At 46.4% G+C, this 20,521-nt stretch carries 16 protein-coding genes; 6 read left to right on the top strand and 10 right to left on the bottom strand.

What is annotated here, in order from left to right:
• Nucleotides 1-119 precede the first annotated feature (119 nt).
• The gene (locus ACN4EK_RS06100) at nucleotides 120-554 is read left to right on the top strand and encodes a RidA family protein (protein ID WP_431656649.1); all 435 of its coding nucleotides are present in this window, start codon (nucleotides 120-122) and stop codon (nucleotides 552-554) included.
• A 792-nt stretch (nucleotides 555-1,346) separates the two neighbouring features.
• Nucleotides 1,347-6,476 (top strand): RecQ family ATP-dependent DNA helicase, encoded by a 5,130-nt coding sequence (locus ACN4EK_RS06105; protein WP_431656651.1) that lies wholly within the window; start codon nucleotides 1,347-1,349, stop codon nucleotides 6,474-6,476.
• A gap of 143 nt (nucleotides 6,477-6,619) precedes the next feature.
• Here ACN4EK_RS06105 and ACN4EK_RS06110 read toward each other — a convergent pair whose 3' ends face one another.
• The 9 genes from ACN4EK_RS06110 to ACN4EK_RS06150 all read right to left on the bottom strand — a co-directional run bounded on the left by ACN4EK_RS06110 (nucleotide 6,620) and on the right by ACN4EK_RS06150 (nucleotide 14,069).
• Nucleotides 6,620-7,315: an IS630 family transposase gene (locus ACN4EK_RS06110; RefSeq protein ID WP_431656653.1), complete on the bottom strand. Its 696-nt coding sequence runs from the start codon at nucleotides 7,313-7,315 to the stop codon at nucleotides 6,620-6,622.
• Nucleotides 7,312-7,755: a helix-turn-helix domain-containing protein gene (locus tag ACN4EK_RS06115; RefSeq protein WP_431656655.1), complete on the bottom strand. Its 444-nt coding sequence runs from the start codon at nucleotides 7,753-7,755 to the stop codon at nucleotides 7,312-7,314. The genes ACN4EK_RS06110 and ACN4EK_RS06115 overlap by 4 nt, the downstream gene beginning before the upstream one ends.
• Before the next feature lie 528 nt (nucleotides 7,756-8,283).
• Complete coding sequence (locus ACN4EK_RS06120; RefSeq protein WP_431656657.1) at nucleotides 8,284-9,102, bottom strand: alpha/beta fold hydrolase; 819 nt, start codon at nucleotides 9,100-9,102, stop codon at nucleotides 8,284-8,286.
• An 18-nt stretch (nucleotides 9,103-9,120) separates the two neighbouring features.
• A complete protein-coding gene (locus ACN4EK_RS06125) occupies nucleotides 9,121-9,576 on the bottom strand; it encodes a DUF3598 family protein (protein WP_431656659.1) in 456 nt (151 codons plus the stop codon).
• 86 nt (nucleotides 9,577-9,662) lie between these two features.
• Nucleotides 9,663-11,078, bottom strand: coding sequence for an aldehyde dehydrogenase family protein (locus ACN4EK_RS06130; RefSeq protein ID WP_431656661.1), 1,416 nt, complete (start codon nucleotides 11,076-11,078; stop codon nucleotides 9,663-9,665).
• A 48-nt stretch (nucleotides 11,079-11,126) separates the two neighbouring features.
• The gene (locus ACN4EK_RS06135) at nucleotides 11,127-12,170 is read right to left on the bottom strand and encodes a nitrilase-related carbon-nitrogen hydrolase (protein ID WP_431656663.1); all 1,044 of its coding nucleotides are present in this window, start codon (nucleotides 12,168-12,170) and stop codon (nucleotides 11,127-11,129) included.
• Between the two features lie 17 nt (nucleotides 12,171-12,187).
• Nucleotides 12,188-12,367, bottom strand: coding sequence for a hypothetical protein (locus tag ACN4EK_RS06140; protein WP_431656665.1), 180 nt, complete (start codon nucleotides 12,365-12,367; stop codon nucleotides 12,188-12,190).
• A 192-nt stretch (nucleotides 12,368-12,559) separates the two neighbouring features.
• Nucleotides 12,560-13,456 carry a hypothetical protein gene (locus tag ACN4EK_RS06145; protein WP_431656667.1) on the bottom strand — a complete coding sequence of 299 codons (897 nt, stop codon included), beginning with the start codon at nucleotides 13,454-13,456 and terminating at the stop codon, nucleotides 12,560-12,562.
• A 7-nt stretch (nucleotides 13,457-13,463) separates the two neighbouring features.
• Nucleotides 13,464-14,069 (bottom strand): DUF1517 domain-containing protein, encoded by a 606-nt coding sequence (locus ACN4EK_RS06150; RefSeq protein ID WP_431656669.1) that lies wholly within the window; start codon nucleotides 14,067-14,069, stop codon nucleotides 13,464-13,466.
• Nucleotides 14,070-14,214: 145 nt separating this feature from the next.
• Here ACN4EK_RS06150 and ACN4EK_RS06155 point away from each other — a divergent pair, with 145 nt between their 5' ends.
• The 3 genes from ACN4EK_RS06155 to ACN4EK_RS06165 all read left to right on the top strand — a co-directional run bounded on the left by ACN4EK_RS06155 (nucleotide 14,215) and on the right by ACN4EK_RS06165 (nucleotide 17,206).
• A complete protein-coding gene (locus ACN4EK_RS06155) occupies nucleotides 14,215-15,591 on the top strand; it encodes a cytochrome P450 (protein ID WP_431656671.1) in 1,377 nt (458 codons plus the stop codon).
• Nucleotides 15,592-15,597: 6 nt separating this feature from the next.
• Nucleotides 15,598-16,248, top strand: a complete 651-nt coding sequence (locus ACN4EK_RS06160; protein WP_431656673.1) for a Uma2 family endonuclease — start codon at nucleotides 15,598-15,600, stop codon at nucleotides 16,246-16,248.
• A gap of 67 nt (nucleotides 16,249-16,315) precedes the next feature.
• The gene (locus ACN4EK_RS06165) at nucleotides 16,316-17,206 is read left to right on the top strand and encodes an alpha/beta fold hydrolase (RefSeq protein WP_431656675.1); all 891 of its coding nucleotides are present in this window, start codon (nucleotides 16,316-16,318) and stop codon (nucleotides 17,204-17,206) included.
• A 3-nt stretch (nucleotides 17,207-17,209) separates the two neighbouring features.
• Here the strand turns inward: ACN4EK_RS06165 and ACN4EK_RS06170 are convergent, their stop codons facing one another.
• Nucleotides 17,210-17,578 carry a response regulator gene (locus ACN4EK_RS06170; protein WP_431656677.1) on the bottom strand — a complete coding sequence of 123 codons (369 nt, stop codon included), beginning with the start codon at nucleotides 17,576-17,578 and terminating at the stop codon, nucleotides 17,210-17,212.
• A 336-nt stretch (nucleotides 17,579-17,914) separates the two neighbouring features.
• Between ACN4EK_RS06170 and ACN4EK_RS06175 the strand changes: the two genes are divergently transcribed.
• The gene (locus tag ACN4EK_RS06175; RefSeq protein WP_431656679.1) at nucleotides 17,915-20,497 is read left to right on the top strand and encodes a GAF domain-containing sensor histidine kinase; all 2,583 of its coding nucleotides are present in this window, start codon (nucleotides 17,915-17,917) and stop codon (nucleotides 20,495-20,497) included.
• Nucleotides 20,498-20,521 lie beyond the last annotated feature (24 nt).

Raw genomic sequence — 20,521 nt, forward strand, 5'->3', positions numbered from 1 at the left:
AGGCATCAAACAAGACAACAAGATCAAAAAGTTCCCTAGCTTTCAACCAAAAGCGATCGCTGGACATTGGAGTGATTGTATTAGCAACAATTAAGAAGATGCGTGAATAGGAGTCAACCATGCCAACTCGTGAAGTGATTATTCCCAGCGGAATGGAAATTTTATATGAAAAGTATCATTATTGCCCTGGAATCAAAATTGGTAACACTTTGTATATCGCTGGACAAGTCGGTCGTGATGAAAATATGCAAATAGTAACGGAACCAGAGGCACAATTTATCCAAACATTTGAAAATGTTAAAAAAGTGCTTCATGCGGCTGGAGCAACGTTTGACAATGTAGTTGAGATGGTCACTTACCATGTGACCACTCCCGATTTATATACAGCGTCTAATCAGCCCCCCTTGACGATTCCTTATCTGCCCTTGTTTATCCAAGTGAAAGAGCGCTATTTTACAAATCTATATCCTACCTGGACGGGGGTAGGGGTAACAACATTATCCACACCAGGATTGATGGTTGAAATTAAATGCACTGCTGTTCTGGAATCCTAGAATTTCAATCAATGTTGAGATAGTTAGCGCTCTAACGAAAGTGGTAAATACACCTATCCATACCCCTGATCTAAATCCCGATGATGCCGTGGTTTAATCGGCTAAGAATGTACTTGTAACAGTTCAATCAAACTGGTGGCGTTCCTGCGTCAATGGTAAAGGCTTAGAGAACACTCGTACTCAATATCAGATTTTACAGGTATTTTTATTGGTAAAGATTTTTGTGAAGCTGTCCGCGTAATGTCCTTCTTGAGGCTACTATATAAAGCAAGATCTGCATAGTTATACAGACTTGAATCTAGATAAGATCCCATTTCAGGTAATTATGTAGATCTCAAGTCGCATAAGATCCCACTTTGGGTCGTTATACAGATAAATTTCAACCTATCTGCTCCACATAGGGTGTTATCTAGATTCAAATCTACCTAGTTACCCCAAATAGGGTGGTTATCTAAATGAGGGAAGCTAGGATCAGTCCAAATAAAAGTTAGTTGGCTTGAGATGGCGTTTGAAAAGGCACAATTGTTACCTAAACTGCCCCCCTGGTCCCCCTTTTACGATGCCGTCAGGCTATATTCTGGGAGGAACCGGATTCAAAGTCTCCCAGAATTGGGAGCTTAAAGCCCTATGGGCATACCAGAAAAGGGGGCTAGTGCCATCGTTTTGATACTTTTAAAGCATCCTCTTATAGCTAATATCTCAAGGCATAAGTTTGGGAAAGGTGCATTTCTGAAAAATCAGGCTTTCTAGCAGGTCAAATCCTGTCAAAATTTAAATTTTCTGGACTAGAATATGCACCCAACATCGATACTAACCAACTATACGTATATTGATCTTGAAGTAGACCAGGAAAAAAATATTTACAGATTTGGTTTAGTATCTAGGGATTTAGAACTTGATACTAAAGTAGCTGAAACTGCTCAAGAAAGCTTGGAGTTTTTTCACAAACAGGGTTTACAAATTTGTGGGCACAACTTTCGACGATTTGATTATCGCTATCTAATCAAGAGTTTCTCAACTTTGAAGCATTGGTTAGTGATCGACACCTTAGAATTATCAGTCCTAGCTTTTCCTCTAGAGCGATCGCATAAGCTCAATAAAGAGTACAAACTCAGTGAATATGAGGGTAATAACCCTTTGGAAGATGCCCTTGCCACTAGAAAACTGTTAGAGAAAATTCTTCACACATTCAATGCCAAATCACAAGAACTCCTAAATTTCTATGCTTATTTGCTCAGTTGTGGAGAAGATGAAGCAAGCCAAGCATACCGCCAGTTTTTTGCACCAAAAAGATGCACATGTCCTGACATCAATATGCTATCTGAAACAGCAATTGATGGGATAGATACTACCTATTTGCATGAATTTATTACTCAAGCACCTACAAAGAATTTTGATCAAAGACTTTGTGTAGCTGGCATAGTAGCCTGGAACTATGAATCCAATAGTAGCAATACAAAGCCACCTCTAAGCGCATGGCTTAGCCGATTTCCTGATTTTCCATCAATTCTAAATCAGTTGAAACCGATACAATTTCCACGGGAATTTACCTATCAGCCTTACTTACAGGAATTTGGCGTTTCAGAGTTTCGTAGCGAGCAAGAAGCAGCCATCCAAAGCATTCTTGCCGTCCAAAACCCTCTAATTCTGATGGCAACGGGCGTTGGCAAATCGCTTTGCTATCAACTTCCTGCATTGATGCTATCTCAAAGGCAGAGAGGATTGACGGTCGTGATCTCGCCACTACAAGCACTGATGGCGGATCAGGTCAATGGATTAATGGAAAAAGGGCTGGATTTTGCCACGTTTATTAATGGCAATATTACACCAGCAGAAAGACGGGAAAGACTGGAGCAGTTACGCAATGGCGAAAAAGATTTGCTGTATATCAGCGCTGAACAACTGCGATCGCCCAGCATCAGAGCATTACTCCAGGAGCGCCTCCCATCGTTGATTGTTTTTGATGAGGCACATTGTATTAGTCAATGGGGGCATGATTTTCGCCCTGACTATCGCTACGCTCCCAAATTTATTAGTGAACTTTATCAAAAGCAGCAGCATAGATTCCCCTTAATGGCATTTATGACTGCCACTGCTACAGTTGCTGTACGTCAAGATATTAAGTCGCTATTCGCTGCTCATCAAATTCTTATTCACACTGAAATTTGCTCCAGTAGTAAGCGAGAAAATCTAGAATATCGAATTATTCCCACTTCTAAACAGGCAAAGGATCAAACGTTAATTGCAGAAGTTAAACATGCACTTACCCGGGATGGGGCTGTACTGGTTTACACGACAACACGTAAAAACACAGCACGATTAGCTCAGTTACTCAACGAGAATGAAGTAGAAGCAAGGTTCTACCACGGCAAAATTTCTAAAGAAGACAAGCACGAGATTCTACAACAATTTAAGGACAGGGAACTGAATGTTGTTGTAGCAACCTGTGCCTTTGGCATGGGCATCGATCGCCCGGATGTCAGGGCAGTGATTCACCACACTATGAGTGGCAACCTGGAGGGATATGTGCAGGAAGCGGGGCGAGCCGGAAGAAATGGAGAACCCTCCACCTGTACGTTATTGTTTGATCCTCAAGATGCGGATACTGTTTTCTTTCTTCAAAGCTTGAATCAACTATCTGAAAAAGAATTATTGTATTTATTTTTTGCTATTGCTAGCCTCAAGAAGCAAATTCAGGGCAAAGATACAACTCAGGAATCGTTTTGGATCACAGCAAACGAAATTTACCAAGCCAGTGATCTTGATGAGGAATTTGCCTCAGAAACCGAACAGAGAGATACCAAAATCAAAGTCGCATTACATTACTTAGAAATCTTTGGTCTGATTGAGCGAGCAGAAAATCAGTCTTCATTTATAGAGTTTGAACTTGTGTATCCCACTCCACAAGAGTCTTTGAACGCATTTGATCTGTATGCTCACAAAAATAATTTACCGAATTATCGTAAAGACGAGTTTCACAATTTAATTTTGGCTATGCACACTGCCAAAGCCTACTCTCAAGATCGAGATGAGCCATTCCCATTAGAAAGGTTAAGCGATAATTCAGGAATTGCCATCAAAGAACTAAGGCAGCATGTCAAAGAATTGCAAAGGGCAGAAGTGTGTACAGCAAAAATGCCAATCACTTTACTGGTTGCTAAAGGTTCAAGCGGTAGTAAAGGCGCAGCTAAGGGCAATTATGAAAAACTGAAAAAAATAGAGAAGAAAATCATTGAAGAGATTACCAACTTGTTAAGCGATCGTCAAGAGATACAGATAAATTGCCGGGGTCTAGCCACTCGTCTTGATCCAGGTAGAAAGGAAAAATTAAGTGCAGCTAAAATCTTAGATATTCTGGAAGGATGGAAATATCTTGGATGGATTGAATACCGACGAGTCAATCGAGATATTGTAGTAGTCAAGCAATTTACAGCAAAGGAAAATTTTGATGTCTACTCGATTTTAATTGAAAAAATTATTAGTGATTTATATGGCAGAGTAGATAAAACACTTGAAAAAACAAGTGGAGCACGTCTGAGACTACAAATTGATATACATGATTTGCTTGCCAAGGTTAATCAGCTTTCTAATCCTCAGAGTTTTGAATTAGAGGATTTAGAAACAGCAATCGCTTGGATGCACCGACATCGACTGATTCGATTAGCCGATGGTCTTAACCTCTTCTATCAGGCAATGAAAGTAAGATTGCTCAAGGAGGGTCTAACAGCTAAGGGAAAGCTATTAAAAAGCATGGAAAAGGATATTACTAAGGCTTATCCCAAAATAGTTAAGCCCCACTATGAAGAGCAAGCCCGTCGTACTCATATCATGCTTGAGTATGGAAAACAGCATGAAAAATCAGGCTCTGAGTTACAGGAATATATTGAAGATTACTTTTCCCTTCTTAAATCACAATTTTCCACTCAATACCCTAATACAGATGGCGAGGCGGCTAAACGTCCCAGTACCCAGGAAGACTACGATCGCATCATCCATCCCCTCAATTCAATTCAGCGTGAAATAGTTCTTTCCGAATCATCAACTATTTCTGTGATTGCGGGACCAGGTTCAGGCAAAACTCGGACGATCGTTCATCGGATTGCTTATCTGGTTAAGGTCAAACGAGTCGATCCGGCTCGAATCATTGCCCTTGCCTACAACCGTAATGCGGTTAGAGAGCTAAGACTGCGTTTGCAATATCTGGTGGGAGAACTGGCATCAAGGCTACGAGTCTACACTTTTCATGGATTATCCCTGGCAATTTTGGGTCGAACAGTAGAGCAAACCAACAATGAGTCTCAAACTACACAAAGGAAAGCTAGAGACCCAAATCAAAAATTTACTCAACTGATCAAAGATGCCTGTAATTTTCTTGCGAATAACGAAGACGAAGAAGATACAGGAGATGAAGATAATCAGTTAAGGATTTCAAGAATTTTGGGTAATTGTGAATTCATCTTTGTAGATGAATATCAGGATGTTGCTGAACAGGAGTACCGACTTGTCAAATTAATTGCTGGTTTACAAAGGGAAGTGAGCGATCAAAACACCTTTGTGCAAACCAGTATTTGTGTGATTGGGGATGATGATCAAAATATCTATGAATGGCGAGGTACTTCCACCCAATATATCCGTTCTTTTCAGGCAGAATATCAAGCTAAACAGTTTCTGCTGACTGAAAATTATCGCTCTACTGAGGCAATTATTGCGGCGGCGAATCGGCTTATTCAAAACAACAGCGATCGCCTTAAACATAGAGGAGATCAGCAAGTTAGAATCGACAATGAGCGTACAGGTCAGGGCGGACTAAATATACAATCTCTGAAATTTGAGGATGATAATTATCAAGCAGAATACATCAAGTGTCAGGTAGAGAAATGGATCAAGCGTGATGGTGTTAAACCTGGAGAGATTGCCATCTTGGCAAGAAATTGGCAGCACATGGATAAAGCACGGGCACTACTTGAGCGCAGGGTTGGTATTCCCACTTATTCTCTTAAGGGCGAAGATATTAAACTAATTCGTAATCGAGTTACTCAGCTTTTGATCAGTGCTTTAGAGAAAAAACCCGATCTGATTCTTTCTAAGGAAGAGTCTGTCAAAGATCGTTTCGAGAATTTCTTTAAAAGAAATCAACGCTGCCTTTCTGAGCCGACAGTGAAAACGTTAATTAAGATTGCTGAGGATATTGATAAAGAAAGGGGATATGGTTCTGAAAACCTATCTACTCCAATTTCAATCAGTGAGATTATCACTTCAATCTATGAATTTAATGAAAGCCCTGATATATCAATCGATCCAGATGCCGTGCTAGTTACCAGTTGTCATGGAGCAAAAGGGCTGGAGTTCAAATATGTGATTCTAATTGCTGATGGTTTTGACTACAGACAAGACAAGATAGAATCTGAAAGACGACTGTTTTATGTAGCCATGACTCGTGCCAAAGAAAAGCTGATTTTAACCCATTCTCAAAACTCTCGATTTATCCAGGAATCAGAAGCAACCCCATATCCTATTGAGAATATATCTATTGATCCACCTCAGTTTGTCTTTTATGTAGATTTATCTCCCTATGGGAGCCTGGTGAAAGACGGAGGAGATATAAATTTGGGTTATAAAGCAACTAGAGAAAATCAAGATCTGATTAAGCAGCTTCAGGAAGGTAATCAATTAAAAATAAAGATAAATCGCTTTCAAAATAACTGGGGAATTTACACCTCTGACAACATAGAAATCGGTGAACTTTCGAGTAACGCAACTATAGAACTTGCAAGAAGAAATATTGAGTTGAGGAAGTTTCAGTTTCAAGATAAAGAAGTGACTGTGAGAAATGTATATAGGCACTTGAAGACCGATGAAGTTAATGGAGACATCTTAGAAGATTGGTATGTAGTTGTTCCTCAGATTAGAATATGCCGTTAGATCTGGCATTAAGCAATAAAAGTTTAGACATTCAATTCCAAAGAGTTGATGTCCAGGGCTGGCGTTGCAATTAAGCGCCTACCGTGTCCCTTAAACCAGTGGGCTTTGTCTTGTGTAGCAGAAGAGTTAAACCTAGTGCTGCGTCACAGCTTAATTTTAGGGTAGACAGAGGTGAGCTTACATCGAGCATCATCGATCTTCATCTGCCAATCAACACCCCGTTGAGTGTTGTTAACATCAGTTGACCAAGCCGCCGTTGCCTCTTGTAGGGTTTCGATGTCACCAAAACGTTCGTTACCGATACACTGGCGCGTCATTGAACTCAATTCGTTTTCAGCGATGTTCAGCCAGCTACCATGCTTAGGGGTATAACAAAATTCGATGCGCTGCACCAACTGACGTGCTCTTTGAGGCTCAAAGACTTCGTAGAAAGCACCTTTGGTGTGAGTGTTCAATTGGTCGCAAACGAGAATGACCTTTTCACAGTCGGCATAGCGCCCTTCCAACAGTTGAGCCATTTCGGTTGCCCAATCCGCTTTCGTTCGTCTTTGCCGAACACTCACTTCCCGCCAACCTGCCAAGGGTTCAGTAAACATAAAAATGCTGGCAGTTCCGGCACGCTCATACTCGTAATCGACTCGCTTGGGCTGTTTGGCTGTTGCAGCAATGGGTGTGCGAACCTCCCGTTGTAACTGCACAGGTTGTTCGTCCATGCAGATCACCGGACACTTTGGATTGTAGGGTTGGGCATAGGTATCGAGAACCGCTTCCATGTTTGCAACGAACTCACCATCTTCAGTCGGCGGAATCACCCAATACTGAATCTTGCGATTGGTCATCCCATTTTTTTAAGGGTGCGTCGGACTGTCTCATGGCTGATGCTATCGGTGATGCCCAGTTCAACCACTTTGCGTGACAATAGCCGCAGTGACCAGTTCGCGTACCCTTTCGGTGGTGGTCCCAACCGCAAGGCAATGATCCGAGCTTCCTGTTCTCCATCGAGAAGTTTTTCAGTGGGAGGTTTCAGGCGAGGGGCAGCATTGAGTGTTTCCTCAAAACCCTTCTCAACTAATCGTTGCCGAATATTTTCTACTGTTTTAGTGCGACAACCGAAGGCTTCGGCAATCCGCTCATCTGTCCAGTTCGCTCCTTCGATATCTGCTTTTAGCAGGATCTGGGCACGTCTGACCTTCTGGCTACTGCCTTTGAGTTTTTTAATCACTTCACGTAGCTCACACCGTTCGTCTTCGCTTAATCGGACAATGTATTTCTTCTGCATAAAGCACCCTCGCGCTTTATACACCTTCGCCGATCTAGACGCAGTTGCCAACCCTAATTCCTAGTTTTGACGCAGCACTAGCCACTGTTAACGAAGGGCTATTGATTGAGAATCCAAAACACTATCCCTGATTGACTGACAAATCTCTTAAGCTATTGCCCGAACCACCCACCCTGCGGGAAGCAAGCTACACCCTAGCCCTCTCCCACAGGAGAGGGAACAAAATACTGGATCGGCTCCTTTCTCCCTCTGGGAGAAGGGTTGGGGATGAGGGCAAAAGAGTTTTATCAGTCAACCAGCCACTATCCATAGCATAGCATAACACCCCCAACGCAGCGGACAATTGAGAGCGGCTGGTGTTGAGTTTTAGGCTAGGGTTGCCGCTAATTGGGAACGTGAATCCTCGATAGTGATTATAGGTCACAACTTCGTTGTAGGCTAAGGCTAGAGTGGGAGGCTTGGTAATGACGATCGCGCTTCTAAAAGTGTTACTCAACCCTGTTGCAGTAAGTTGCTGATGGGATTGTTCTATTCATTCAGAAACTCGCCCACTATTTGTGAGATTTCTGTTGGCATTTGATTCATCATACAAATCGTTCCCCCGTTAATCTCCACAACTTTACCGTGAGGAATCGCTTGAGAAACAAAATAGCGGTCCTTTGCCAACGCTAATCCTAGATGCTCAAACTCCTGGACATCATCAATTCCCCACAAAATCAGCGTCGGACACTGAATAGCATGAAAGCGTTCGGCAGCATCAATGCAATAGTTGCCGACTGCCCAAACGGCATATAGCGGATAGCCGAAACACTTCAAATCATCCAACACCCAACGATGATTCAACTCTGCTGAGCCAACATAGCGGCTGCGAGCCAGCCAACGTGCCATTAAATGCGAACCATCTGGCTGAATTACAAAACCTTCCTTGAATCGCCGCATTAACTCTGCTTTTCCCGATTCACCAAAGCCAGCGACATTGCACAAAATTAGTTTCTTGACGCGATCGGGATAGGCAACAGCAATTTCACCCGCAACAAAAGCCCCCGTGTGATTGCCCAACACATCCGTCTGTTCTATGCCTAATTGATCCAAAAGCGCGATCGCCGTTTTGGCATAGTCGGCAACGGAATACAGGCGAGATGGCTTATCAGAGTCACCAAATCCCATCAGATCCATAGCGATCGCCTGTCGTCCCTGTTCGATGAATAGTGGCATCAACTCGCGGAATTCATCGCTACTGCGAGGATTCATGTGCAGCAGTAAAAGCGGTTTTCCTTCCCCTCCAACGCGGTAATGAATTTGACCATCTTCAGTATCGAGAAAAGCCCGTTTAATTCGAGGAGACATAATTGTGTGATGACGCTGCTAAGTGGATGAATTAAGCCGTTGTTCTTGAATCAGAGTGCGTTGAAACAGTTGATGATGTTTAAACCAATGCCAAGTGCGAGTGCGGTGATTATTACAAGGACTGATTTGAATCATTTCATAGAGGTAAAAGTCTGGAACGGTTTTGTAGGAAAACCACAGGATCAGCGTGGCATCATCCACTTCCCAAGCGTGTCCTTGAATCCGCTCCGTATCAAACCACAGTTTTTTATCTCGGTAGATACCGGGAAACTGGTGTTCCTCTTGCTTGCCATTTGCCCAGGTGTAGCGGTTGATTTGATAGTAATCGTACTCCCCTGCCTGTGGAAACTGACAGGAGAGGCGGGCTTCATGCTGGTCGAGAATATTTGCCGCTGGATCGACCAGAGTATAGGTTCCAGTCCATTCCCCTTCATGACGGGCGAGAACAGGCATTTCTGCTCGAATATTAGACATTGCCATTTCCTGCTGCGGAATTAACCACTGAATAGCTTTAATTGAGGGAAGAGGAAGCAGTTAGTTACAACATTTAATCTCCAGTTCTAGGATGGAAACCACCAGGGGTCTGCGATCGCCTGCGTTTTAATCAACAAGGCTTTTTTGCGCATAAATCGCTTCAGCGCCGCTGCCCCCATTCGGGAACCCCCCAGACCTGAGAACTTAAACGCATTTTTCTCACCTTCATGCATGATGGCAGTCAGAGCCGCATCATTGATGCTAATAGCACCAGCATTGATCTGTTCAGCGATCGCGATCGCTTCAACTTCTGACCCAGCAAACACAGCCGCACTCAACCCATAAATGGTGTCATTGGCTAAATCAATCGCTTCCGCTACCGTAGAAAATGACATTACAGGCATAATCGGGGCAAACGTCTCTTCCATCATCACTTTCATTGAGTGATTCACCTTAGTCAGCACCGTTGGACGACACCATAGCCCCCCTTCCAGCACTTCGACCTTGCCTCCACAGTGAACGATCGCACCTTTCGCGGTCGCGTCTTGTAGATGATCGGCAATGATGGTTGCCTGCCGTTCGGCAATGATCGGTCCAATTTGTCCAGCATCCACCGTGGGATAGGCAAGCTTGAGTGCTTTAGCTTTTGTCACTAGCTGATCCACAAATTGTTCAACGATCGTGTCGGCAACATAAATTCGCTCGATCGATAAACAGGATTGCCCCGTATTGACCAGTGAACCCCACAAAATCGCGGAGGTGGCTAACTCTAAGTCAGCGGATTCCAGCACGATCGCCGGATCTTTACCGCCTAACTCTAAAAAAGCTGGAATAAAGCGTTGAGCCGCTGCTGTGGCTACCTGACGACCTGTTGCCACACTGCCTGTAAAGCAAATCAGATCGACCTGCTCAATTAAATTGGCTCCGGTTTCTCCGGCTCCCGGAATGTAAGTCAGTACCGCTTGTAATGAGGGAACAGTTGCGATCGTTTGCATCAATGGCTCCATAAACCGAGGGGCAATTTCACTCGGCTTGACCACGACAGCACAGCCCGCTAACAGCGCTGGAATCGTGTCGATCGTTGCCAGCAACAGCGGAAAATTCCAGGGGCTAATCACACCAACTAAGGGATAGGGCACAGCCGTTTGCTGCAAGCGAATAAAGGGAACCGCTGTATTCCGTTCTTCTCCCCGTAACAGGTCAGGAGCCAGTTTGCACCAGCGATCGAGGCTACCTAGAAATGAATCCACTTCTAACACAGAAACAGATAGCCGTCCTGTATCCGTTACCAATGCCTGAATTAACTGATCTCGATTTGCTTGGACAGCCTGCTGCCACTGCTGTAATGCCTTAATTCGTGCCGCCAAACCGCCCTGCTGCCAATCAATTTGAGCCTTGCGTAAGCGATCGCATTGTGCGGCTAAGTCCGCGATCGTGGGTGGCGTAATCCAATCATCGACCTCACCTGTACGAGGATTGCGAACTGCGATCGCTGCATTCATGGTGTCCTGCCTCTCGATAACTGGCGGCTAGATCGTCATTGTCTTAGTCTAAATCACGTCTGAGTCAGTTAAGTGCGCGATCGTCTGCTGCTGAGTTTGCAAGAAGTGCTGGCGATCGACTTCGCCATTCAGCATCGTGTTGGCTGGATAAAACTGAGCCTGACGGTAGCTCTCGGCATACAGTTCAAAGCGCTGCCGAGACAGCAAATTGGTTAATCCGGGACGACGACGATAGCGACGCAATGCCGCCAGATCAATTTCGGCAAAGGCTGCCATACTCTCCCCGGTCGCAGTTTCAGCTAAGACTAATCCTCGATAATCAATGATTTTAGACCCCCCATCGGCGGACGCGATCGGGATGGGAATTTGGGCAATTCCGGCAGTGTTAGCCGAAACAACGTATGCCATGTTTTCCACAGCGCGACTGATTTTGGCAATGTCTTTAGGCGATCGCTCCTTACTACCGTACACTTCTGAAGTCGAGTGGAGAAACACTTCCGCACCGCGCATCATCAGACACCGGGCAACTTCGGGAAACAGAATTTCATCGGAGGCAAGGGCGGCTAGATTGCCAATCTCGGTCTTAGCTACGGGAAAAACGCCTTCTAGCCCGTAGTGATCCAGGTATTGATCCCAGACATCATGGGGAGTGGGCGCAAACATGGAGTTGAGGCGACGATAGCGCAACACCACATTGCCATTGGGAGCAATCACAAAGCAAGTTTGAAAGTACAGTTTAGGAAAATGGCGATCGAGTTCGTAGGCATTCCCCGCTAGAAAAATCCGATGTTTTTGGGCAATTCGCCCCAGGGCTTCATACTCAGCCCCCGCCATGTCTAAACAGGCTTTATCTGCCCACACGGCGAATGGTTCCCCCAGAGGAAATCCTGTCAGAAAATATTCTGGTAAAACGACCAACCGACAGTCAGTACCAATGAAGGCAAGGCTGGCAGCAATTTGGGCACCGATGCGATCGATCGCCTGTTGCATCAATGTGCGAGCTTCAGCGCGATCGACGGCTTGGTTAACCGCATAACAGGTCAACTGAAGTGCCACCGCCCGATAGGCATCTATAGTAATAGTTTGTTCCATCTTAAAAGTTACTAGTTCTAATCAAGTTTGTGTTTGTTAGGTTTTGCCAGTCCACAGTCATTCCAGGAAGACGCAATCAGGAAATTGCGTAACCAGTGATCGGGATAACAGAAGCCGTTGAGGTGCTCAAAGGGAGACATGGAATGCGGCTCTAGCGCCTGAACTTCGCGATTGTAGGGATGGAAATTCCACAGCAACGCTGTCGCTCGTAACCCTTGCCTTGCTGCTTCTAGCGTTCCATGCAGGATTGCACGGCATACAGGATACGGTCTTGATAATTATCCTTCCCCAACCCCTCTTCATGCAACAACGCGGCTAGAAACCATACAAGGGGCGATCGCCCAAGTACGATCGCCCCTTGCATCAATTAGTTATCATTCGGTTTAAGATTACCGACGGCGGCTAAATCCGCGTGAAGGACGCATCCGGCTACCGCTGCTACCAAAACTTCCGCGCGATCGCTGATTGTTATAGTTGGCATTATTGCGACGCAGGGTGTTTGTGCCAAATCCGGAGCCCGTGGAACGATCGCGAGTGGCAGTCCGGGGCGTATTCAGGCGCGATCGACTAGAGGACGGAGATCGCAATTGTCCGGTCGTGCGGAAGGCTTGACGGTTTTTGACCTCGGCAGGTGGGCGGCTATAGCGTTGCTGATAGCTGGATACCGCCTGGTTATAGGTCGTTCCGTAGCTGCCATAGCCCATCATCACTCCGGGTTGGTACACGGGCGGCATGTAATAGTGAGGTCTAAACAACATGCTCCCGATCGCCTGACCCGCTAAAGCGCCAGCAAACGGAGTCCAGAAACTCGATTCTTGGCGGACTACAACAGTCTGAGGTTGTCCGGTCGCCGGATTGGTTTGGGTTTCCGTCACATTATGGACATACTCAATTTTGTAATCTTCGGTCAGATGCAGTGACGGTTGACCATTTTCAACCTTGAGATAGCTTTTTTCCTTAGCCGAAACTTCTTCATCTGTGAGCCGCGCCATGGGTAAGTTGGTGCTGCTAAACATCGAAGATTCACCGGGCTTGGTGTTCAACAAAGCGACCCGATATTCGCCTTCGGCATCGTTGTAAGTGGCTTGTTGGATGGGATATTTACCATCAGATAGACGCTGCGCCATCGCGATCGTGCGTCCCTCAGATTGGCTTTGGGGCAGGTTGGAATAGGGCTCCCCCAACGATGAGTTATTGCCACACCCAATGCTTGACCACACGAGGGTCAGTGCCATTGAGAACAGCACAAATTTGCGAAACATAGTTTGAATGGATGAAATCAACATGGTTGTGTTACAGCGGTACTAACTCCGGAAAATTGGTCAAGATTTGATCGGCGGTGAGTTCATCTCCCAACCGAGCGGGAGAGAAATGCACCTGAATAGCTCTTAGTCTCTCGCCATAGTGGAGATTGATCAATGCTTTCAGTCCAGCTTTCATCGCCGTCATGTTCGCCAGATCGGTTTCCAGTTCTGGGACTTCGCCTTCAAATGCTGCCGTGATCATCACCACCAGATTATGGGTCACGGGCAGGGCAAAGTCGGCATCATCCGGTTGATCCAGGGCATCGAGTTCGGGGGCGCTGCCGTACCGCTGAGCAGAATCGGTAAATAGCTCGGTGACATAATCCCCGGCTTCCCCTTCATCCCAAAACACATCCCCTTCGTTCGCAGCGGACTGCCAATAGATTTCATGCTCTAAAAGGCTCTGGCAAATGCTAACCAGCCCTTCTCCTAACACCTGGAGATCTCCATCGGAGTCGATCGCATCACGACCCGCCTGATTCAGGACTCCGAGTAAGGGAGCCACCTCCTTCCCTGCCAGATGCAGGAATAGCCGACAGACCACAAAGCGGGTTTTACCCGTCATGCGGTTGAGCCGATCGCGCCAGGAAGTCATAATCTCACTCCTTTACCCACTACTGTATTTGTCTCTATTTAAGACAAACTTTGCATCTACCTCTAGATCTAGCGTGTCCTCGGCTATCGTGGGTATGGGGATATCTGCCCAAAACCGTACCATCGACCTTTGCAGTAACCGAATGATGGCAACCAAACATCCTCCAGCTCCCAGTACGCCCGGACTCTGGCAACTCAGCCAATGGATTTTGCGCCCATTAGATTTTTTGGATGACTGTTCACGCCGCTACGGAGATTGTTTTGCGCCGCAACTGGGGAAGTTTCGTAATTTGGTTATCGTCAGCCATCCAGAGGCGATCGCCCAAATTTTTACTACGGGTTATGAAAAATTTGATTCAGGACGGGCGAACTTCATCCTACGCATGATGTTAGGTAACAACTCGTTACTGTTGTTAGATGGCGATCGGCACCAACGCCATCGACAATTACTCATGCCGCCCCTACATGGCGAGCGGATGAAGACCTATGGCGACTTGATTTGTCAGATTACTGAAACTGTAACCCAGCAATGGGAAGTCGATCGCCCGTTTGCCGCCCGTCCGTTTATGCAAGCCATTTCCTTGCAAGTGATTATGCAAGCAGTATTTGGCATCACAGCAGGCCAACGCTATCACGATCTGAAAGAGCGACTGAATACCTTACTCCATCTGACCTCATCCCGGTTTGGCTTTGCAATGGGCTTTTTCTCCTTTATGCAGCAAGATTGGGGGCGATGGAGTCCGGGGGGGCGTTTTCAATACCTCAAACAGCAGGTGGATGAATTGCTGTATGCTGAAATCGCCGATCGTCGCCAACACCCAGACCCTAACCAGACCGATATTCTGAGCCTCCTTTTAGCCGCCCGCGATGAAGCCGGAGAACCGTTAACCGACATCGAATTGCGGGACGAACTCATGACATTATTGGTCGCTGGACATGAAACGACTGCCACAGCCCTGAGTTGGGCCTTGTATTGGATTCATCGCTTACCTGAAGTGAAATCTAGATTAATGGCAGAATTGGACTGCTTGGGCGATCGATCGGAGGCGGGGGCGATCATGCGGTTGCCCTACCTGAATGCGGTCTGTTCGGAAACATTGCGGATCTATCCCGTGGGATTTGTCGCTACCCCACGGATTGTCAGAACCCCCTGCACGATCGGCGGGTATGAGTTTTCCCCGGAGACACTGCTCGTCCCCTGTATTTACCTCACCCATCACCGCGAAGATCTGTATCCCAATTCATTTCAGTTCCAGCCCGATCGCTTCCTGGAGCGGCAATTTTCTCCTTACGAATATATGCCGTTTGGCGGTGGGCATCGCCGTTGCATTGGAGCCGCCTTTGCCATGTATGAGATGAAGCTGGTATTAGCCACCATTCTGACCCGCTACGACCTAGCGTTAGCCCACGATCGCCCCGTCCTACCGCAACGCCGTGGAGTGACGATCGCCCCCGCAGGCGGGATCGATATGGTTATGCGCCGCCACCGCTCTGCCCCCCAACCCGCTTTATCCCGGAGTTGACTGCTGATGGTGACATTGCAACTAAGACAACTGCGAGTTCCGCCAGGTCATCGTCTGATTCTGGAAGAGGTCAACTGGCAAGAATTTGAAGCCATTTTGGCTGAACTAGGAGATCACCGGGCAACCCGGATTGCCTATAGTCAGGGGATGCTAGAGCTGAGAATGCCGCTACCAGAACACGAGGTTGATAAAGAGATCATTGGCGATATGGTCAAGATTTTACTAGAGGAGTTAGAACGAGATTGTGAGTGCTTTGGCTCCACAACATTTAAGCGGCAAGATATGGCAAGTGGGATCGAACCTGACCAATGTTTTTACATTCAGAACCATCTAGCGATGCGAGGCAAGCGCCGACTAGACTTAAGCCTTGATCCACCCCCGGATTTAGCGATCGAAGTTGATGTCACCTCAAAAACTCAGATTGAGGCTTACGAAGCCCTGCAAGTGCCTGAATTATGGCGGTATGCAGAGCATCGCTTCCAGATTTATCTGCTGCACGACGGAAAATACGTCGAATCTTTCACTAGCCCGATATTTCCAGATGTTCCAGTCGTTGAGCTAATTTCCGAGTTTGTGGCCCAGAGTTCGATCGAAGGAAGAAGTCCCACACTGAGGACATTTCGGCAGCGAGTTCGGCAACTACGGCAATCCCAATGAGGGAAAGGCTGTTCTAGAATAATGAGAGTGGTTTTACACCTCTTAACATTCTGATACAGCGTCTCCTATGCAGTCACCGTCGATCGTCGCTCCATCCCTGGGTCAGCACTGGCAATGGCAAGGTCAATCAATCTACTACGTGAAAGCGGGAGAACGCCGTCCCGATCGTCCTCCGCTCCTACTGGTTCATGGCTTTGGGGCATCCACCGACCATTGGCGCAAAAATTTAGCTGGACTGAGTGCCGAGTTCGAGGTTTGGGCGATCGATTTATTGGGCTTTGGGCGATCGGCAAAACCCGATCGGCAGTACAGTGGAGAGCTTTGGCGCGATCAACTGCATGAGTTTATTACTCAGGTGATGGGTCAACCGGCGGTATTAGCGGGCAACTCGTTGGGGGGATATACATCCCTTTGTACGGCAGCGCAACGGTCTGAGTCAGTTGCCGGATTAGTGTTAATTAACAGTGCCGGGCCATTTAGTGATCCCGAACCCACACCATCCCCAAATCCCCTGCGGGAAGTCTTAGGACAAACCATCCAAACCCTATTTCAGCAAGATTGGGCCAGTTCACTGCTGTTTCAGTATGTGCGGCAAAAATCCACCATTCGCAAAACCTTGGAGCGAGTGTACTTAAATCAAAGTGCAGTCACCGATGAATTAGTGGACGCGATCTATCGTCCGTCCTGTGATTATGGTGCGGCTAAAGTCTTTGCCTCCGTGTTTCGGACTCCGCAAGGGGAGAAAGTGGATACGTTACTGAAGCAACTCACTTGTCCGTTACTGATGATTTGGGGAGAAGCCGATCCCTGGATGAACTCTCGCGATCGCGGCGCAAAATTCCGCCAGCATTATGCCCAGTTAACAGAACACTATTTGCGGGCAGGTCATTGTCCCCATGATGAAGTTCCAGATCAGGTGAATGAGCTAATCCAGACTTGGGTGCTGAAGCATTGTTAAGGGTTAAACCCCAGTTTTAATATATTTACCCACCACTGCACAGAGTTGTTCGGCATCGAAGGGCTTGGTGAGATATTCCGTGGCTCCGGCGAGGCGACCCTGAATTTTGTCGAAGGCACGATCGCGGGCGGTCAACATGACGATCGGTAAAGCCTGAAACTGAGGTAAATTCCGAATGGTACGGCACAGTTCCAAGCCATCAATATCGGGCATAGAGACATCTAGAAGGAGGACAATAATATCTTCACGGGACAAGGTACTGAGGGCATCAACGGCATTATCTGCCACCAGCACTTGATAATGGCTCACTAATGCCCGCCGAATCAGTTCTTGCATCACTGGGCTGTCGTCTACTGCTAAAACTTTCAACATAGTGACCTGCAAACAATCTGGATAATGAGAGAAAGTCAGCTCACTGGGCATAGGACGGATTGTAGATACCCTGAATGAATTGAGCCCTTTCACTCTAGAGATGCCCGTCTTGCCCCCTGAAGAGACAGCCCTTAAATAATTTTTATACTTCCAGATGGGTAGGGCTTCGCGTAAACCAGCCATTGCTTCTCATCACCGCACTTCAGTAGCACTCAAGCCGCACTTCAATCAGGCAATACTTGAAGTATTTTATCGAAATATATTTTTTAAATAACGAAAAGTGAACTAATTGTATACCAGCTACAGGCAATGGGCACTCTATAGCTATCAAGTTGGATGAACGCTGTGGATGTCAACGGTATGCAAAAGACCCATTATCAGCAACGCCAAGAATTATTACCTGTCAATCCCCAGCCTAATCAGTCTGTTGAAACGATCCAGTCTGCACCAGCATCCTGTTTGTTGATTGACGAAGCCTTGCGGTTGCAAGTATTGCAGCAGTATCAAATTTTAGATACAGAACCAGAACCAGCGTTTGATGAGATTACGCAGTTAGCCGCCCAGGTTTGCCAAACCCCGATCGCGTTGATCAGTTTCAGTGATGCCAGTCGCCAATGGTTTAAGGCAAAGGTAGGATTAGAGATCACAGAATCGCTGCGCGAGATGGCATTTTGTGACTATGCGATTCAGCAACCCAACCTGTTTGTTGTCCCGGATGCCTTAAGTGACCCACGGTTCATTGATCACCCGTTAGTGACAGAGGCTCCTCACCTGCGATTTTATGCTGGCATACCATTAGTCAATGGGGATGGCATCGCGTTAGGAGTGTTATGTGTATTGGATGATCAACCGCGCCAGTTGACGATCGCTCAACAACAAATGCTCCAGGTTTTAGCCCAACAGGTCGTAACGTTGTTAGAGTCCCGGCGTAATTCCATCATCTTAGCGCGAATGGAAGCGGAGCTAGTGCAACGGACGCAACTCTCAACCCTGAGTACCGAAGTAGTGGCTGCCCTATCACAAGCTGGCAGTTTGCCAGAAATTCTGGATCATTGTGTGCAGGCGATCGCCCAATATCCGGGTCTGGCTTCGGTGCGCCTCTGGACCTTTAACCAAAAAATGAATCTATTGGAATTGCAAGCGATCGCTGGACAACATAGTTATACCGATGACTTTCATAGTCGAATTCCACTAGGCATTTCCATTATTGGCTTCGTGGCACAAAACCGAACAGCGTATCTCAGCAATACCGCTGTTGATGATATTATCATTGGCGCTAAAGACTGGTTACAACAAGAAGGTATTGTTGCCTTTGCTGGTTATCCTTTAGTGTTGGAAGATCAATTGATTGGCGTGATGGCATTATTTAGTCGGCAACCGTTGACTTCTGCGATTCAAACCGTTATGGAATCATTGGTCAACAGTATTGCTGTCGCCATCGATCGCACCTGGGCGCGGGAAGCATTGCTAGATAGTCGGGAGGCACTATTATTTCGGTTAGCTAATCAGATTCGGAACTCCCTGGATCTCGATACGATTTTGGGCAAAGCCGTCAACGAAATTCGCGCATTATTACAAATCGATCGTTGTCATTTTCTCTGGTGCTGGGCTGATTCGAATCAATCGGTGTTAGCCATTACCCATGAAGCCAAGTTACCCGAACTCCCCAGTTTAGTCGGAGAATGTCCAGAAACCCAGGCTAAACCATTAAGTGAGCAGGTCTTAAGTTTGAATTTAGTTCGGATTGATGATGTCGCAACCGATGTCAATTTAAATCAACCCATCCGCACAGTGTTACAGGATTTGGGCATTACCTCTCAACTCCTGCTGCCGGTAGAAACCCGGTCTGGTCAACTAGGGGCGATTATGTGTAGCCATAGTAGTGGGATGCGTTCCTGGAGCGATCGGGAGGTGGAGTTGTTACAAGCTGTGGTCGATCAAATTGCGATTGCGATCGATCAAGCAGAGTTATATGCTCAAACGCGAGCGGCTGCCTTTGCTGCCCAAACCCAAGCCCAGCAGTTAAGTCAGGCATTACACAATCTGAAACAAACTCAGAGCCAACTGATCCAAAGTGAGAAGATGTCTAGTTTGGGGCAAATGGTCGCTGGTATTGCCCATGAAATCAACAATCCAGTTAACTTTATTACTGGCAACTTAACCCACGCCAGCAATTACATTCGCGATCTTCTAGAACTGGTTGATCTCTATCATGAGCATGTTCCCGATACAATTCCCCAGATTCGAGAGTATGAAGAAGACATTGATGTTAATTTTATTGCTGAGGACTTGCCTAAGCTGTTGTCTTCTATGATGTTGGGGGCAGAACGCATCCGACAAATTGTGCTGTCATTACGCAATTTCTCCCGACTAGACGAAGCGGAAATGAAACCAGTGGATGTCCATGAAGGCATTGATAGCACATTACTGATTTTGCAAAGTCGTCTGAAACCAACGGGAAGTGGTTCAGCCGTTCAGATTATTAAGGAGTACGGCAACCTACCAAAAGTAGAATGTTACGCCGGACAGTTAAATCAGGTATTTATGAATGTGTTGGCAAACGCGATCGAAGCTCTGGATGATGCCCGAGACAATGCTCGATCGCACCAGGAGACTACACCTGGCTTCACTGATCCCAAAATTCGGATTCAAACCACCCAATTGGATGACGATCGAGTCCGTATCTCCATCCAAGATAATGGGGTTGGCATGACAGAAGAGGTGAGGAAAAATTTATTTGATCCATTCTTTACGACGAAACCCGTTGGTAAAGGCACAGGTCTAGGATTATCGATTAGCTACCAGATCGTGGTAGAAAAACATGGTGGTAGTTTTGCCTGTTTCTCTGAACCAGGACGGGGAGCAGAATTCCGGATTGAAATTCCGATTAAACCAATGCGCTGCCGCAACGGAGTCTGATTGACTGGCAAATCGTTTGAAGTA

This window comes from Pantanalinema rosaneae CENA516, assembly GCF_050753385.1.
Classification (GTDB): Bacteria; Cyanobacteriota; Cyanobacteriia; order Leptolyngbyales; family Leptolyngbyaceae; genus Pantanalinema; species Pantanalinema rosaneae.